General features: G+C 70.3%; 13 protein-coding genes, 1 other RNA gene and 2 pseudogenes. 8 read left to right on the top strand and 8 right to left on the bottom strand.

What is annotated here, in order from left to right:
* The first annotated feature begins 40 nt into the window (after window positions 1–40).
* From OG866_RS31150 to OG866_RS31135, 4 genes are all read left to right on the top strand, one after another.
* Window positions 41–1036 carry a Gfo/Idh/MocA family protein gene (locus tag OG866_RS31150; protein ID WP_329339828.1) on the top strand — a complete coding sequence of 332 codons (996 nt, stop codon included), beginning with the start codon at window positions 41–43 and terminating at the stop codon, window positions 1034–1036.
* A gap of 72 nt (window positions 1037–1108) precedes the next feature.
* Window positions 1109–1867, top strand: coding sequence for an SDR family oxidoreductase (locus tag OG866_RS31145; protein ID WP_329339826.1), 759 nt, complete (start codon window positions 1109–1111; stop codon window positions 1865–1867).
* Window positions 1868–2246: 379 nt separating this feature from the next.
* Window positions 2247–3722 carry an ABC transporter permease gene (locus tag OG866_RS31140; protein ID WP_329339825.1) on the top strand — a complete coding sequence of 492 codons (1476 nt, stop codon included), beginning with the start codon at window positions 2247–2249 and terminating at the stop codon, window positions 3720–3722.
* Window positions 3723–3797: 75 nt separating this feature from the next.
* Window positions 3798–4496, top strand: coding sequence for an ABC transporter ATP-binding protein (locus tag OG866_RS31135; protein ID WP_329339823.1), 699 nt, complete (start codon window positions 3798–3800; stop codon window positions 4494–4496).
* A gap of 50 nt (window positions 4497–4546) precedes the next feature.
* On the opposite strand, the gene OG866_RS31130 is transcribed toward OG866_RS31135, so the two are convergent.
* Window positions 4547–4873: a nuclear transport factor 2 family protein gene (locus tag OG866_RS31130; protein WP_329339822.1), complete on the bottom strand. Its 327-nt coding sequence runs from the start codon at window positions 4871–4873 to the stop codon at window positions 4547–4549.
* Window positions 4874–5005: 132 nt separating this feature from the next.
* On the opposite strand from OG866_RS31130, the gene OG866_RS31125 reads away from it, so the two are divergent.
* From OG866_RS31125 to OG866_RS31110, 4 genes are all read left to right on the top strand, one after another.
* Window positions 5006–5572, top strand: coding sequence for a DoxX family protein (locus OG866_RS31125; RefSeq protein ID WP_329339821.1), 567 nt, complete (start codon window positions 5006–5008; stop codon window positions 5570–5572).
* A 96-nt stretch (window positions 5573–5668) separates the two neighbouring features.
* On the top strand, window positions 5669–6073 hold the full coding sequence (locus tag OG866_RS31120; protein WP_329339819.1) for a DUF6153 family protein: 405 nt from the start codon (window positions 5669–5671) through the stop codon (window positions 6071–6073).
* A 77-nt stretch (window positions 6074–6150) separates the two neighbouring features.
* Entirely contained in the window at window positions 6151–6771 is a 621-nt protein-coding gene (locus OG866_RS31115; protein WP_329339818.1) for a DUF305 domain-containing protein, read from the top strand.
* Window positions 6772–6794: 23 nt separating this feature from the next.
* The gene (locus tag OG866_RS31110; RefSeq protein WP_329339816.1) at window positions 6795–7130 is read left to right on the top strand and encodes a MazG-like family protein; all 336 of its coding nucleotides are present in this window, start codon (window positions 6795–6797) and stop codon (window positions 7128–7130) included.
* Here the strand turns inward: OG866_RS31110 and OG866_RS31105 are convergent.
* The 7 genes and pseudogenes from OG866_RS31105 to OG866_RS31070 form a co-directional block, all read right to left on the bottom strand.
* Entirely contained in the window at window positions 7096–8376 is a 1281-nt protein-coding gene (locus OG866_RS31105; protein WP_329339814.1) for a hypothetical protein, read from the bottom strand. The two genes, OG866_RS31110 and OG866_RS31105, sit on opposite strands and share 35 nt — an antisense overlap.
* A 1-nt stretch (window position 8377) precedes the next feature.
* Window positions 8378–9736, bottom strand: a complete 1359-nt coding sequence (locus tag OG866_RS31100; RefSeq protein WP_329339813.1) for a dipeptidase — start codon at window positions 9734–9736, stop codon at window positions 8378–8380.
* Window positions 9733–10176 (bottom strand): hypothetical protein, encoded by a 444-nt coding sequence (locus OG866_RS31095; protein ID WP_329339811.1) that lies wholly within the window; start codon window positions 10174–10176, stop codon window positions 9733–9735. The genes OG866_RS31100 and OG866_RS31095 overlap by 4 nt, the downstream gene beginning before the upstream one ends.
* On the bottom strand, window positions 10173–11651 hold the full coding sequence (locus tag OG866_RS31090; RefSeq protein ID WP_329339809.1) for an APC family permease: 1479 nt from the start codon (window positions 11649–11651) through the stop codon (window positions 10173–10175). The genes OG866_RS31095 and OG866_RS31090 overlap by 4 nt, the downstream gene beginning before the upstream one ends.
* A gap of 746 nt (window positions 11652–12397) precedes the next feature.
* An RNA gene (rnpB, locus tag OG866_RS31085) (RNase P RNA component class A) lies at window positions 12398–12808 on the bottom strand.
* A gap of 112 nt (window positions 12809–12920) precedes the next feature.
* Window positions 12921–13643, bottom strand: a pseudogene (locus OG866_RS45285) (DMT family transporter); the annotation flags it as partial.
* 73 nt (window positions 13644–13716) lie between these two features.
* Window positions 13717–14543 (bottom strand): annotated as a pseudogene (locus OG866_RS31070) (AraC family transcriptional regulator).
* Window positions 14544–14667 lie beyond the last annotated feature (124 nt).

Below are 14667 nucleotides of genomic sequence, written 5' to 3'. Positions count from 1 at the left end.
GCGCGAGCGCGGCCGAGTGCGAGCAGGGGCGGGCAGCGGAATGGCGGAGAGAAACGTGCGCTGGGGCATTCTGGCGACGGGCGGGATCGCGGCGGCCTTCACGGCGGACCTGGTGGACCTGCCGGACGCGGAGGTCGTGGCGGTGGCCTCGCGCAGCGAGGAGTCGGCGAAGGCGTTCGCGGACCGGTTCGGGATCGAGCGGGCGTACGGGGAGTGGGGTGCGCTGGCCGAGGACACGGACATCGATGTCGTGTACGTCGCCACTCCGCACTCGGCGCACCGGGCCGCCGCCGGTCTGTGTCTGGAGGCCGGGCGGAACGTGCTGTGCGAGAAGGCGTTCACGCTGAACGCGCGCGAGGCGGAGGAGCTCGTCGCGCTGGCCAGGGACCGCGGGAGCTTCCTGATGGAGGCCATGTGGATGTACTGCAATCCGCTGGTCCGGCAGTTGAAGGCGCTGGTGGACGACGGCGCGATCGGTGAGGTGCGCAGTGTGCAGGCTGACTTCGGCCTCGCGGGCCCCTTCCCGCCCTCGCACCGGCTGCGCGACCCCGCACAGGGCGGGGGTTCGCTCCTCGACCTGGGGGTGTACCCGGTGTCGTTCGCCCAGCTGCTGCTCGGGGAGCCCTCGGACGTGACAGCGAGAGCGGTGCTCTCCGACGAGGGCGTCGATCTCCAGACGGGTGCACTGCTCTCGTACGAGAGCGGCGCTCTCGCTTCGGTGCACTGCTCCATCATCGGCGGTACGGCGACCTCGGCATCGGTCACCGGCAGCGAGGGCCGTATCGACGTGCCGTACGGCTTCTTCTTCCCGGACCGGTTCGTGCTGCACCGGGACGGCCGTGACCCCGAGGAGTTCAAGGCGGACGCGGCGGCCGGTCCGCGCAACAGCCTCAAGCACGAGGCCGCCGAGGTCATGCGGGCCCTGCGGGCCGGCGAGACCGAGTCCCCGCTGGTCCCGCTCGACGGCACGCTGGCCGTGATGCGGACGATGGACGCGGTGCGGGAGCGGATCGGGGTGCGCTACCCCGGCGAGTGACCCCCGCCCCAGGGGTCCGCCCACCGGATAGTGGATTCCGCATCATGGAGCTTCCTCGTACGCTCCCCTGTCATGACCGAACACGCATCGAAGATCGCCGTCGTGACCGGCGCCGGCTCCGGGATCGGGCGGGCCGTCGCCGTGGAGCTGCTGCGGGCCGGCTGGTCCGTGGCGCTGGCGGGGCGCCGTCCCGGGACGCTGGAGGAGACGGCGGCGCTCGCACCTGAGGGCACCGCCCTCGCCGTACGCACCGACGTGGCGCGGCCGGAGGACGTGGCCGCGCTGTTCGCGGCGACCGTGGACCAGTTCGGGCGGGTGGACCTGCTGTTCAACAACGCGGGGACGTTCGGGCCCGGCGGGGTGCCGGTGGAGGAACTGCCGTACGACGCCTGGCGGCACGTGGTGGACACCAACCTCAACGGGGCGTTCCTGTGCGCGCAGGCGGCGTACCGGCAGATGAAGGAGCAGGACCCGCAGGGCGGCCGGATCATCAACAACGGTTCCGTTTCCGCCCATACACCCCGCCCGCACTCCGTCGCCTACACGGCGACCAAGCACGCCCTGACCGGCCTCACCAAGTCGCTGTCCCTGGACGGGCGGCCGTACAACATCGCGGTCGGGCAGATCGACATCGGCAACGCCGCCACCGACATGACGGCGCGGATGCGGACGGGTGCGTTGCAGGCCAGCGGGGAGGTCGCACCCGAGCCGGTGATGGATGTCGCCGACGTGGCGCGCACCGTGCGGCACATGGCGGAGCTGCCGCTCGCGGCGAACGTGCAGTTCGCGACGGTGCTGGCGACGGCGATGCCGTACGTGGGGCGCGGCTGAGCCCGGCGGGCCCGACTCCCGGCTTCACAACTTGCACAACCGGAATAGTTCACTCCGCACCATTTCGGCCGGTAGCGGACTTATGCTCAACTCGCCTCCACAAGAGCTTCACAGTTGGAGTGGAGAGCTTCCGGCCAAAACCGAGGGGGGAGACGGCAGTCGTTCCACCACGCCGGTTGGGGGTGGGCTCCGCGTGGGACCGCGGAGTGCACACCGGCGGGTGGAACGGCTGCCGTTCAGTTCGGGACGGTCCGCGGATTCTCAGCTCACGCACATCGCCTCTCAGGTCCCACACATCCCTTACTCACGGCTGCTCAACATTTCCTCCCTAGCTTGAGGCCGCGCCCACATGCGGGCGCCACGAACCTCGAGGAACGGGATGTTTGGCATCTATCTCAAGCGCGAGCTGGGCCGGCGCAAGAAGGCGGCTCTGGTCATCGCACTGGGTCTGGCGCTCGGTATCGCGCTGGTCATCACCGTCAACTCGGTGTCGGCCGGTATGACTCAGGCTCAGGACAAGGTCCTGAAGTCGCTGTACGGCCTCGGCACCGACATGACCGTCACCAAGGCGCGGTCGGCGCCCACCGACAACAGCTCCGGCAGACCGAACTTCGAGTTCGACGCCAAGTCCAACGACAGTGACGAGACGCAGAGTTCGGACCGGGTCATGACCCAGGGCGGCCAGGCCCTCAAGGCCGCGCTGGTCGCGAAGGTCGCGGGGCAGGACGGCGTCGCGAACGCCGTCGGCGCGATCACCCTGAACGTCACCAAGGTCGACGGCTCCTTCACCCAGGGCAAGGCGAAGTCCACGACCGGCAGCAGCAGCCAGTCCCAGGGCCAGGGCGGCCCCGGTGGCGGCAGCGGCGGCAACAGCACGGCGGCGCCCCAGGTGCAGGGCGGCGGCGCCTCGTTCGACGTGAACTCCTACTCGGTCGCCGGCGTCGACGTCACCGACCAGACCCTCGGCCCGCTGGCCGGCATGGAGATCACCTCCGGCAAGACCTTCACCGCCTCGCAGACCAACGCGAAGGTCGTGGTGCTCAGCAAGTCGTACGCCAAGGAGAACAAGTACAAGGTCGGCAAGACCCTCAAGATCTCCGGCACAAAGTACACGATCATCGGTATCGCCACGGCCTCCAGCAGCGAGTCCACCACCGATGTCTACCTGCCGCTGAAGCAGGCCCAGACGCTCGCCGACGCCAAGAACCAGGTCACCACGATCTACGTCAAGGCGACCGACTCGAAGCAGATCGACACGGTCAAGGCGACCATCCAGAAGAACATCTCGGGTACGACGGTGACGACCTCCGCCGACCTCGCCGACACCGTCTCCGGCTCCCTGTCCACCGCCTCCAACCTCGCCACCAGCGTGGGCAAGTGGCTGTCGATCGCGGTGCTCGTCGCGGCCTTCCTGGTCGCCGCGCTGCTGACCTCCTCCGCCGTGTCCCGTCGGGTGCGTGAGTTCGGCACCCTGAAGGCCCTCGGCTGGCCGAGCCGCCGGGTGACCCGGCAGGTCGTCGGCGAGTCGATGGTCAACGGCCTCCTCGGCGGCGCCCTCGGTATCGGCCTGGGTCTCGCGGCGGCCTACGCGGTGACCGCGATCAGCCCGAAGCTGACCGCTCAGCTCGGCAGCACCGGCGGCGGTGGCGGCATGGGCGGCGGCCCCGGCGGTGGCGGCCCGGGTCAGCAGTCCACGCAGAACACCATGGAGATCGCGCTCTCCGCGCCCGTCTCGCTGACCACCATCGCCCTCGCGGTCGGCCTCGCGGTGACCGGCGGTCTGATCGCCGGTGCGATGGGCGGCTGGCGCGCCTCCCGGATGCGGCCGGCCGACGCGCTGCGCAGCGTGTCCTGACCCCTCCCGAGCCGGGGCGCCGTGTCCGTTCCCCCCGGGTCGCGGCGCCCCACCCCCTTACTTTTGGAGCACCCCATGTACAGACTGACCGGCGTCACCAAGCGCTACACGCGCGGCAAGGAGACGGTGGAGGCGCTGCGCGGCGTCGACCTCACCATCGAGGACGGCGACCAGCTCGTCATCCAGGGCCCCACGGGTGGCGGCAAGTCGACGCTGCTTCAGATGATCGGCGGCCTGGACCGGCCGACCGAGGGCAGCGTGGAGCTGGACGGTGTCGACCTCGCGCGGATCAGCGAGGCGAAGCTGACGCGGCTGCGGGCCGAGAAGATCGGCATCATCTTCCAGTCCTTCAACCTCATCCCGACGCTGACCGCCCAGGAGAACGTCGAGACGGCCCTCGTCCCGCTGGGCGTCAAGCCGTCCGAGCGGCGTGAGCGGGCGGCGCAGGCGCTGCGGTCGGTGGGCCTCGGCGAGCGTCTCAGCCATGCGCCGTCCGAGCTGTCGGGTGGCCAGCAGCAGCGTGTCGCCATCGCCCGTGCGCTGGTGAAGAAGCCGAAGGTCCTGCTCGCCGACGAGCCGACCGGAAACCTCGACGAGGGCACGCGCGACGACATCATGGGCCTGCTGGAGGGCCTGTGGCACGAGTACGGGCTGACGTTCATCATGGTCACCCATGACTCGTCGATCGCCCGGCGGGCGCCGCGGCTGGCGACGATCAAGGCGGGCCAGATCGAGCTGACCGAGCAGCGGCAGCAACAGTCGTACGCGCAGTAGCAGACAGTTCCGCGCCCCTGAGAACAGGCGTAGCTGCTCGTGGCGAGCAGCTACGCCTGACCCGTTTCGAAGCGGGAGATCCGGCCGTCGTCCTCGACCTCGAAGTGCCACTTGGTGCGCATCTCGCCCCAGGTGTCGTTGCTGTAGCGGGCGATGAGGTCGCGGCCGCCGCGGGACTCGTTGTCGACCTCCATGTGACCGTGGGAGGTGAAGATCTCCCGGTCGACCCAGTCGTTGAGGTCACGGTCGGAACCGTCGTCCGCCATGGTCGCGCCGGGTGTGAGGAGCGCCATGAAGCCGTCGCGGTCGTGGGCGTTGACGGCATCGACGAAGGCGCGGACGGCCGGGTCGCTGAGTTTGGACGTCTGAATCGTCATGCCAGCCAGACTCACACCGCCGTCCGGGCCCCGCCACCCGAACGGCGGGCCTGGGCGACCCAGGCAGGTGTCAGGGGTGCGACGGTGGAAACGCGGGAGGGGTTGTTGTTGCCGTCTGCTCCGGGAGCCATCGTGACGACGTACGACCGACGTGATCTGGGCCTGCTGCTGCTCCGGTTGGGAACCGGGGGTGTACTGGCCGCGCACGGCGCGCAGAAGCTGTTCGGCTGGTTCGGCGGCCACGGCATCGAAGGGACCGGCCAGTTCATGGAGTCCGTGGGCTATGCGCCGGGCAAGGCCAGCGCGACCGCGGCGGGCCTCGCGGAGGCCGGTGGCGGAACGCTGCTGGCGCTGGGCCTGGCGACGCCGGCCGCGGGTGCGGCGGCGGCCGGGGCGATGGCGGGCGCGTCCGCCGTGCACACCCCCAACGGCTTCTTCAACGCCGAGGGCGGGTTCGAGTACGCGGCGACGCTCGGCCTGGCGGCGACGGGCCTGGCCGTCGCGGGCCCCGGGCGTCTCTCCCTCGACCATGCGATCGGGCATGTGTTCGACCGCGGTTGGATGGTTCCCACGGCACTGGCGGCGACCGCCGCGATGACCGCGGTCGTCGTGGGCGCGCGGAACCGGCGGGTGCGGGACGGGAAGAAGGACGAGGCCGCGGAGATGTTCGACGAGCAGGAAGCACTGTTCGGGGAGTGACCTGAGGCACTGTTCGGCGGGTGATTCCCGGGCCCGGCCCGCGTTCTTCGCGGGCCGCGCACGGCCATCGCCACGACTGCCCCTAGGCTGTGGCCCGTGAACCACCCCGAGCAGTTCCCCGTACGACCGCCCTCGCGGCGGTGGCGGGCGCTGCTCGTGCTTGCGGTGCTGGCCGGGGTCCTGGGGATGCACGCCCTGGCACCCGGCGCGGCCCTTCCGGGCGATCACCCGCACACGTCCCCGATGAGCGGTGCCGTCTCGGTGGCGGCGACCCTTGACGACTGCGGTGGCGAGGGCCACTGCGGCTCCGGCCATGTGACGCATGCCGACGCGACCTGTTCGGCGCCCGCGGTGAACGGGGGGCCGGTGCTCCCCGCGCTCGTGGCCGACCCGGTGGCCGGCGTCGTACGGGACGACGTACCGCGTGCGTGGGCGGTCGCGGACCCGGACGGGGCCCGCGCTCCCCCGACCCTGGCGGAACTCCAACTCCTGCGGATCTAGAGACGGCTGCCGCGCGCACGTCGTGCGCCTCGGCATACCCGCGGTCCAGATCCCTTCCCCCCAGCAGGAGTTCCAGCATGAGCACCATCCGTACGCGCCGCGCCGCCGTTCTGGCCGTGGCGACCGTCACCGCCGCCCTCGTCCTCACCGCGTGCGGGGGCGACGACGACAGCGCCCGCGAGGGCGGCCACGGCACGTCCGCGTCCGCCTCCACCGCCTCCCACAACGCCCAGGACGTCTCCTTCGCGCAGGGCATGATCCCGCACCACCGTCAGGCCCTGGAGATGGCCGAACTCGCCGCCGACCGGGCCTCGTCCGCGGACGTGAAGGACCTCGCCGCGCGGATCGAGAAGGCGCAGGACCCGGAGATCAAGACCATGTCCGGGTGGCTGAAGGCGTGGGGTGAGGACGTCCCGCAGGCCATGGAGTCGACGGGGTCGATGTCCGGCATGGATCACTCCGGTATGCCGGGCATGATGGACGACGCCGACATGGCGAAGCTGGAGAAGGCTTCCGGCAAGGCCTTCGACACGCTGTTCCTGACCCAGATGGCCGAACACCACCAGGGCGCGGTCGACATGGCGAGGACGGAGAAGGCGAAGGGCGCCTATGAGCCCGCCACGTCCATGGCCGACGACATCGTCACCGGCCAGACAGCCGAGATCACCGAGATGAACAAGCTCCTCGACAAGAGCTGACCGCACCGTGCCAAGCTGCGTCCATGAGTGATCATGACCCCGATATCTGGTCGGGCATCGACGACTTGTGGGCGTGGCTCGACTCGCACAGCCCGGATGACGGGCAACAGAGCCTCCTCCTGCGGATGTTGAAGCTGTCGGAGGAGGTCGGCGAGGTGGCCGAGGCGGTGATCGGCGCGATGAACCGCAACCCGCGCAAGGGCGCCTCCCACACCTGGGAGGACGTCGAGAGCGAGCTGTGCGACGTCGTGATCACCGCCTTGGTCGCCCTGCGCACGCTGACGCCGGACACCCGTGAGGTCTTCGGCCGGCATCTGGCGCGGGTCAGGGAACGGTCGCTGGGTCCCGGTCCTCGCTAGAGGCGGTGGCGAGGAACTCCACCACCGCGAGCGCGAAGAGCAGCGCGAGCGCCAGCCCGACCACCACCCAGCCCGTCGGGTACGACCACAGCAGATACGCGACGACGACCGCACCGACCAGCACCCACACGATCCAGGTGCGGTACCGGCGTACGAAGGGACCGACCGGACCGGTCCGCAGGCCCGCACGGTCGGCGACGCCGCGTACCGCCCTGATGCACGAGGTCCACAGCCGGCGCAGGAACGTCGCCCTGCGGCCCGGCCCGGTCAGCCACGCCGCCAGCGCGAGCACCACGCCCAGGGCGACCACGACCCGGACCCCGCGGCGCAGGAAGCGGACCAGCGTGTCGTACACGGACCCGGCGGCGGGCTGCGAGACACCGGCGGGAAGGGCGTCGAGGTAGATCACGCGGCCTACGGTGAGGCCGATGCCGAGCAGGGCGGTGGCGACGGCGAAGCCCAGGGCCGCGGTGATCAGGGCCCTGCGGCGGCGGCCGGCGAGCAGGATTCCGGCCGCGGCCAGGACGACGGCGAGGACCGGCAGCCAGCTGCCCGCCAGCTGCAACAGGCGGAAGTACCTGCGGACTTGGCCCAGGTCCTCGGACTTGACCAGGGTGAAATTGGTGTGCACCTCGGGGATCTTGGCGGCGACGGTCATTCCCGAGTCGACCAGCCGCTGTTTGACCTGTTCGACGACCGGGGCGAGGTCGAGGGTGACGGTGTCGTCGTCGAGGTGTACGGCGCCGCCGCCGTTGCCGGTGAGCGCCTTGTCCACGGCGCTGTGGACGCGGCGGTTGGCCTCGGTCCAGATGTTCTGGAAGGCGTCCGACGCGATGACGGCCTGCGCCTTGTCGTGCACGAAGCTGCGCACGGCGCTCTCCAGCGAGTCACCGAACTTGCCCAACGCCTGCTCCAGGCGCGGCCGTTCGGCGGGTACGACACCGGAGAGCAGGACGGGCAGGTCGAGATGGGTCATCACTGCGTCGGTGACGCGCCCGGCCGCCGCCTCCTGGACGTCGGCGTCGGAGGCGAGCGGTTCGACGGTCTTGACGTAACGGTCGGTGTCACCGATGACGTCGGCGGTCCATGAGGCGACGACGGACAACGGGGCGAGCACACAGCCGAGAAGCACGAGCAGCACGGCGAGGAACGAGCGGGCCCGGTGCTTGCGGGGCCGCCGCTCGGCCTCCAACTGGACGACACGGGCGCGCAGTTGCGCCAGCTCACTCTCTTGCGGATCGGTCATGTCATCGCCTCTGCCCTGCGGCGTACTCGTGCAGGAACAGTGCCTCCACGTGCGCCATGCGCTCGATCTCGGACGGGTCGACGCTCTCGTTGGGCGCGTGGATGAGACAACGGGGCTCCTCTACGCCCATGAGGACGATCTCGGCGCGGGGGTAGGTGGTGGCGAGGACGTTGCACAGCGGAATCGATCCACCCTGGCCGAGGAAGGCGAGGGGCTTGCCGTAGACCTGCCGCATGGCCTTGCCGAGGGCCGTGTAGGCGGGACCGTCGGTGGCGGCCCGGAAGGGGGAGCCGGTGCCCTCGGTCTCGACCGTCACCCGGGCGCCCCAGGGGGCCGCGTCCGTGAGATGCCGGGTGAGGGCCTTGAGCGCGGCCTGGGCGTCGGTGCCGGGCGGCACGCGCAGGCTGACACGGGCGCGGGCGGTGGGCGGCACGGCGGCGGCGGAGCCGACGACCGGCGGGCAGTCGACGCCGAGCACGGTGACGGCCGGGCGGGCCCACAGTCGGTCGGCGACCGTGCCGGTGCCGGTGAGCTGTACGCCGTCCAGGACGCCGGCGTCGGCGCGGAACTGTGCCTCGTCGTAGCCGACGCCGGCCCAAGTCCCGTGGCAGTCCAGCCCGTTGATACGGGTGGCCCCGGTCTTCGGGTCGCGGAGGGTGGCCAGCATCTGGATGAGGGCGGCCAGCGCGTCGGGGGCGGGACCGCCGAACATGCCCGAGTGGACTTCGCCGCCCAGCGTGTCGACGGTGACGACGAGGCTGGCGAGGCCACGCAGGGTGATGGTGGCGGTGCCGGTGCCGACCTCGGCGTTGCCGGTGTCGCACACCAGCAGGGCGTCGGCGAGGAACTGTTCCGGGTGCTGGACGACGTACGCCTCCAGACCACCGGTGCCCTGCTCCTCCGAGCCCTCCGCGACGAACTTCAGCCCCACCGGGATGTCCTCGCCGAGCGCCCTGAGCGCGGTGAGGTGCATGACGATGTTGCCCTTGCAGTCGGCGGTGCCACGCCCGTACCAGCGGCCGTCTCGTTCGGTGAGCGTGAACGGCGGGGTGGTCCAGGCGGCGTCGTCGAGCGGGGGCTGGACGTCGTAGTGGCAGTAGAGGAGCACGGTGGGGGCACCGGGCGGGGGCGGGCGGTGGCCGATGACGGCGTGGCTGCCGTCGGGGGTCTCGGCGAGATGGACGTCGCGCAGCCCGACCCCGGCGAAGGCGTCGGCGACCCACTGGGCGGCCTTGTGGCACTCCTCGGGCGGGTACTGACGGGGGTCGGCGACGGAGGGGATGGCGACGAGGTCGGTGAGGTCCTGGTGGGCGCGGGGCATCAACGCGGCGATGCGCGAGGCCAGTTCACTCATGGTCATGCGTCCCGCCTCACCGTGTCGTCGGTCTTCAGGTCGTCGAGCCGGTCCTTGAACCGGTCGAGCTTCTCCGGGCAGTAGATCTCCAGGATCTTGGCCTCCGCCCGCAGCGCCTTGGTGTCGCCGATGACCGGCCGCTGGCCCACGAACGCGGCCCCGTTGGAGACGTTGATCTTCCACAGGGCGGAGCGCAGGGCGGTGGCGGGGTCCTCGCAGACGATCCCGCCGTCGGTGCCCAGCGCCCGTTCGATCACCTCGGTGTCGGGGCGGGGATAACCGGCGTCCACGGCGGCGTCGGCGAGCTTGTTGGCCTTCTCCGCCGACTCGTTGGTCGACTTCACGCTCTCGTACTGGACCACGCCGATGATCGCGAGGGCGACGAGGACGAGGATCGCGCCGAGGTAGATCCACTTGTGCTCGGAGGCGAACCGGGTGGGGCTCATGACGCGCCCCCTTCGGTCGCCGCCGCCTCCGTACGCCAGCTGGGCTTGCGGAACTTGAGGAAGGCGTACGGGATGAGCAGGCCGAGGACGACCAGGCCGCCGCCGATGAACAGGACGTACGACCAGACGCTGCTGCCACCGAACTGCGAGGGCGGCACGAAGCCGATCGCGAGCGCCGCGAGGGAGGACAGAAGGCCGACCGCGCACATCAGGTGCAGGGCGGGTACGCGGTAGCCGCGGGGATGATCGGGCTGGGTCTTCCGCAGTCGGACAGCGGCGGCGAACATCAGCAGATACACGATGAGGTACACCTGCGTAGTGATCGTCGAGAAGATCCAGTAGACGCTGGAGACGTTCGGGATCAGCGCGTACATCAGGGCGATGACAGTGGTGACGACACCCTGGGTGACCAGGATGTTCTGCTGGATGCCGAACTTGTTGAGCTTCTGCAGGTAGGGCGGCAGATAGCCCTCGCTGCGGGAGATCTCCAGCAGACCCTTGGACGGTCCGGCGAGCCAGGTGAGCATGCCGCCGAGCGAGGCGGCCACCAGCATCACGGCGGCGATCGGGGTCATCCAGCCGATGTGGAAGTAGGAGAAGAAGGCGTTGAACGCCTGCATCACGCCGGCGGTGAGACTGGTCTGGTCGGCGGGCACGACCCAACTGATCGCCAGCGCCGGGAGGATGAAGATGAGCAGCACCAACCCCACAGCCAGAAACATCGACTTGGGGTATTCCTTCGCCGGGTCCTTCAGCGACGACACATGGACGGCGTTCATCTCCATGCCGGAGTAGGAGAGGAAGTTGTTGACGATCAGCACGAGGCTGGCGAGCCCGGTCCACGCCGGCAGCAGATGGCTGGAGGTCATCGGCGCGGCGGAGGGATTGCCCTGCCCGAGGAAGATGATGCCGAGCACGACGAGGATCGTGCCGGGCACGAGCGTCCCGATGATCAGCCCCCAACTGGACAGCCCGGCAAGGGCCTTGGTCCCCCGGGAGGACACCCACACGCCCGTCCAGTACAGGACCATGATGACGATGGCGGTGTAGAGGCCGTTGGAGGCGAGGGAGGGGTCGATGACGTACGCGATGGTGCTGGCGACGAACGCCAGCAGGCTCGGGTAGTAGAAGATCGTCATCGCGAACTGACACCACACGGCGAGGAACCCGAGCGGCTTGCTCAGCCCTTCACTCACCCACCGATAGACGCCACCGCTCCACCCGGACGCGAGCTCCGCCGACACCAGCGCGGTGGGCAGCAGGAACACGACCGCCGGGACGAGGTAGAGAAACACGCAGGCGAGCCCGTACACGGCCATCGTCGGCGCGGCCCGCAGACTGGCCACGGACGCGGTGGTCATCAGGGCCAGGGTCACCCAGCTGAGGACGGGGGCAGGCATGGCTCGCGCCACGGGCGCCGCCTGCGTCGCCGACGCCCGCTTCGGCACGTCGGCGGGGACGTCCATCGATGCCATGAAGCCCTCCCGGGGCTGGGCAGTTGGGGTCGGTGCCAGACTCGGGGGTTTTCGGGGGGCTCGCATGGTGGCTTGGGCCGTTGGAGTGAGGCGAGGAGGGGGGGCGCCCCTCCCCTCTCCCGCACTCCAGTCGCCCGTACGGTCCACCCGCCTCGCCGTTCCCGCCGGCCGGGCAGCAGGCTGGAGGGAGCTGTGTGTGGGGGCCGTCTGTGGGGGCCGTCTGTGGAGGTCGCCCATGGAGTCTTCTCTGGTGGGCCATCCGTGAAGGCCCCCATGGGGTCCCGCCTCACAGGACCCGGTTGTCCGAGGTGCTCATCAGGACATCACCAGAAGGGTCCACGTTGTTGCCGGCGTCGACCGCGGCTTCGTCGCGGCACAAGGCGTGCGCCCATCTCCATGTCAACGGAGTGCGCCGTGTAAGCCAGTGCCACCACATCACGAAGTGAGTCCTGCATGGTCGAGCAGCACCCAGCGGAGAACCCTCAACAGGAGCGGGAACCCCGACCGCAGCGAGCGGGGATCGCCGCCTTCCTCGTAGGCACGGTCGGCACGCTCGCGTTCTTCGCCTTCTGGCCCGGACTTCCGCATGTCATCGACTGGGGCGCCATTCTCGTGGCTCTTGCCGTGGGTGGGCTGGCTCGGTGGGCTTGTCAGTCGTGGATGACGAAAACAGCACGGAAGAGGTCGGAACGCTTGTGATCGCCCGGTGGAGCCTCTTGGCTCCACCGATGGTCGGAGGGGAACAGCAGACGAGTCGGGCTGTACGCCGGGTTCTGTCGCCCGGTCGCCTCGCGGCGGCCGGGGAGACGGCCATCCATCTAGGACCGGCGTTGCCACCGGCCTCGTGCGGTCTACCCAGGGACTCGGGCGGGCAGCCCTCGAACGTCCCCGCAGGGTCGCCTCCGAAGAGGCGGCCCCTTTTGACCTTGCTCCAAGTGGGGTTTACCTAGCTGCCCAGGTCACCCTGGGCACTGGTGGTCTCTTACACCACCGTTTCACCCTTACCCAGCGCCAAAGCGCCGGGCGGTCTGTTTTCTGTGGCACTGTCCCGCGGGTCACCCCGGGTGGCCGTTAGCCACCACCTTGCCCTGTGGAGCCCGGACGTTCCTCGGGAAGCCCCCGTCAAGGGGACTCCACGCGGCCGTCCGCCCGGCTCGTCTGCCGTGTCGACCATGTTACCGGGCGGGGCGAGCGCCGAGAGCCCGATGTCGTCGCCAGTACCGAGCCCGCCAGGATCAGCGTGAACGCCGCCCCGATACCCAGCGTCAGCTCCTCCCCCAGGAACAACGCGCCCGCCGCCACCGCCACCGCCGGGTTGACGTACGTGAAGACCGTCGCCCGCGTCGGGCCCACCTCCTTGATCAGCTCCAGGAACGCCACGAACGCCAGCGCCGTGCAGATGGCCCCCAGGGCGATCAGCGCCGTCAGTACCGACGCCGACGGCATCTCGGACGGCCGGCTCATGCCCGCCGCCGGTGCGTACACCACCGCCGCCAGCGCCAGGCAGGGCGCCGTCAGCTGGAGGGTCGGGACGTCCTTCAGCCAGCGGGCCGCGATCAAGGGGGCCGTCGCGTAGCCGAGCACCGTCAGCAGTACCTCGGCCAGCGAGCGCGCGTCTCCGCCTGTCAGGTGCGGGACCGTCAGGACTCCTACGCCTATCAGCCCCAGGCCCAGCCCCGTCGCCCGCCGCGCCCCCAAGTTCTCCGTGGCGCCGAAGAAGCGCGCCAGCACCACGCCCACGATCGGCACGCCGGCTATCAGCAGACCCGCCGTCGAGCTCGACAGAGTCCGCTCCGCGTCCGTCAGTGTGAACCACGGGCCGATGATCTCTATGCACGCGAAGGCGAGCAGCGGCTTCCAGTGGCGCCGGACCGTCCCGGCCAGGTCCCCTTGCCTCACCGCGAACGGCAGCAGCAGCGCCGCCCCCAGCGCACACCGCGTGAACACCACGAACGACGGGGACAGCGGAGCCTCCACCGCCACCTTGATCATCAGGTAGGGGATGCCCCACACCACTCCCATCAGGGAGAACAGGAACCAGCCGCGTGCAGTCATGCGGACAGTCTCAGACGGGCCCCCGACCCCCGTCTTGAACGCTGTTGCGGTACGCCCCCGGCGTCACCCCCAGCACCCGCCGGAACCACCGCGTGAGGTGTGCCTGGTCCGCGAAGCCCACCGCGGCCGCCGCCTCCGCCGGGCGCAGGCCCGACTCCAGCAGGTCCGGGCCCGGTGGACCCGGTACTGGGCCAGCCAGGCGTACGGCGGCAGACCCATCGTCGTACGGAAGGCCCGTAGGAGCTGGTAGCGGGACAGGCCCAGGTCCGTGGCCAGGGCCGCCAGGGAGGGAGGGGTCACCATCTCGTCCGCCAGCCGGTCCCGCACGAGCAACGCGACACCGTCGCCGCCCGGCACCACATCCTCCGCTGCCCGCGCCGTCGAGTGGCGCCTGGCCAGCGCCGTCAGCAGCCACGGCAGCCGGGACTCCGCCTCCAGCGGGTCGGGGCAGGCACTGAGCTCCGTGTGGGTCAGGCGGAGGGCCGTGGCCAGCTCGGGGTCGTCTATCAGGGGCTCGCGGAAGTGTGGGAAGCCTAGCGAGCCGTCGGCCAGCAGGGGCGTCTCCGCGTACAGGGCCCGGTACGCGTAACCGTCCGTCGCGTTTCCCGGGCCTCCCGTGTGCACCTCCCCCGGTGCCAGTACGACGATGCTGCCCGGGCCCGTACGAATGTGCCCGCCCCTGTAGTCGATGATCTCCGAGCCGCCCATGCAGACGCCGACCGTGAACTCGTCGTGGGCGTGGGGGGCGTAGACGTGCTTGTCGAAGCGGGCCGTGAGGAGATCCAGGCGGGGGCCGCAGCGCCCCAGCCTCGCCCGAGTCCACAGTGCCTGCTCCACGCCCCGCCCCCTGTCAGTCGTCCTCAGGGTGCAACGTCGGGGCGGCCAGGGAAAGTCCGTTGTCTCCAGGTCGAAGGAGAAGGGGGCGGGTAGCGCGTAGAGGGGGATACCGGCACGTGCGTAA

This window comes from Streptomyces sp. NBC_00663 (assembly GCF_036226885.1).
Lineage (GTDB): Bacteria > Actinomycetota > Actinomycetes > Streptomycetales > Streptomycetaceae > Streptomyces.
The sequence above is the reverse complement of the archived record's forward strand: the minus strand, read 5'-3'. Positions and strand labels throughout refer to the sequence as shown.

Excerpts from the sequence above, each read along its gene's own strand:
- OG866_RS31140 (WP_329339825.1), top strand. The coding sequence starts at position 2,247 with ATGTTTGGCATCTATCTCAAGCGCGAGCTGGGCCGGCGCAAGAAGGCG.
- OG866_RS31130 (WP_329339822.1), bottom strand. The coding sequence starts at position 4,873 with ATGACGATTCAGACGTCCAAACTCAGCGACCCGGCCGTCCGCGCCTTC.
- OG866_RS31105 (WP_329339814.1), bottom strand. The coding sequence starts at position 8,376 with ATGACCGATCCGCAAGAGAGTGAGCTGGCGCAACTGCGCGCCCGTGTC.
- OG866_RS31150 (WP_329339828.1), top strand. The coding sequence starts at position 41 with ATGGCGGAGAGAAACGTGCGCTGGGGCATTCTGGCGACGGGCGGGATC.
- OG866_RS31145 (WP_329339826.1), top strand. The coding sequence starts at position 1,109 with ATGACCGAACACGCATCGAAGATCGCCGTCGTGACCGGCGCCGGCTCC.
- OG866_RS31090 (WP_329339809.1), bottom strand. The coding sequence starts at position 11,651 with ATGGCATCGATGGACGTCCCCGCCGACGTGCCGAAGCGGGCGTCGGCG.
- OG866_RS31135 (WP_329339823.1), top strand. The coding sequence starts at position 3,798 with ATGTACAGACTGACCGGCGTCACCAAGCGCTACACGCGCGGCAAGGAG.
- OG866_RS31115 (WP_329339818.1), top strand. The coding sequence starts at position 6,151 with ATGAGCACCATCCGTACGCGCCGCGCCGCCGTTCTGGCCGTGGCGACC.
- OG866_RS31100 (WP_329339813.1), bottom strand. The coding sequence starts at position 9,736 with ATGACCATGAGTGAACTGGCCTCGCGCATCGCCGCGTTGATGCCCCGC.
- OG866_RS31110 (WP_329339816.1), top strand. The coding sequence starts at position 6,795 with ATGAGTGATCATGACCCCGATATCTGGTCGGGCATCGACGACTTGTGG.
- OG866_RS31095 (WP_329339811.1), bottom strand. The coding sequence starts at position 10,176 with ATGAGCCCCACCCGGTTCGCCTCCGAGCACAAGTGGATCTACCTCGGC.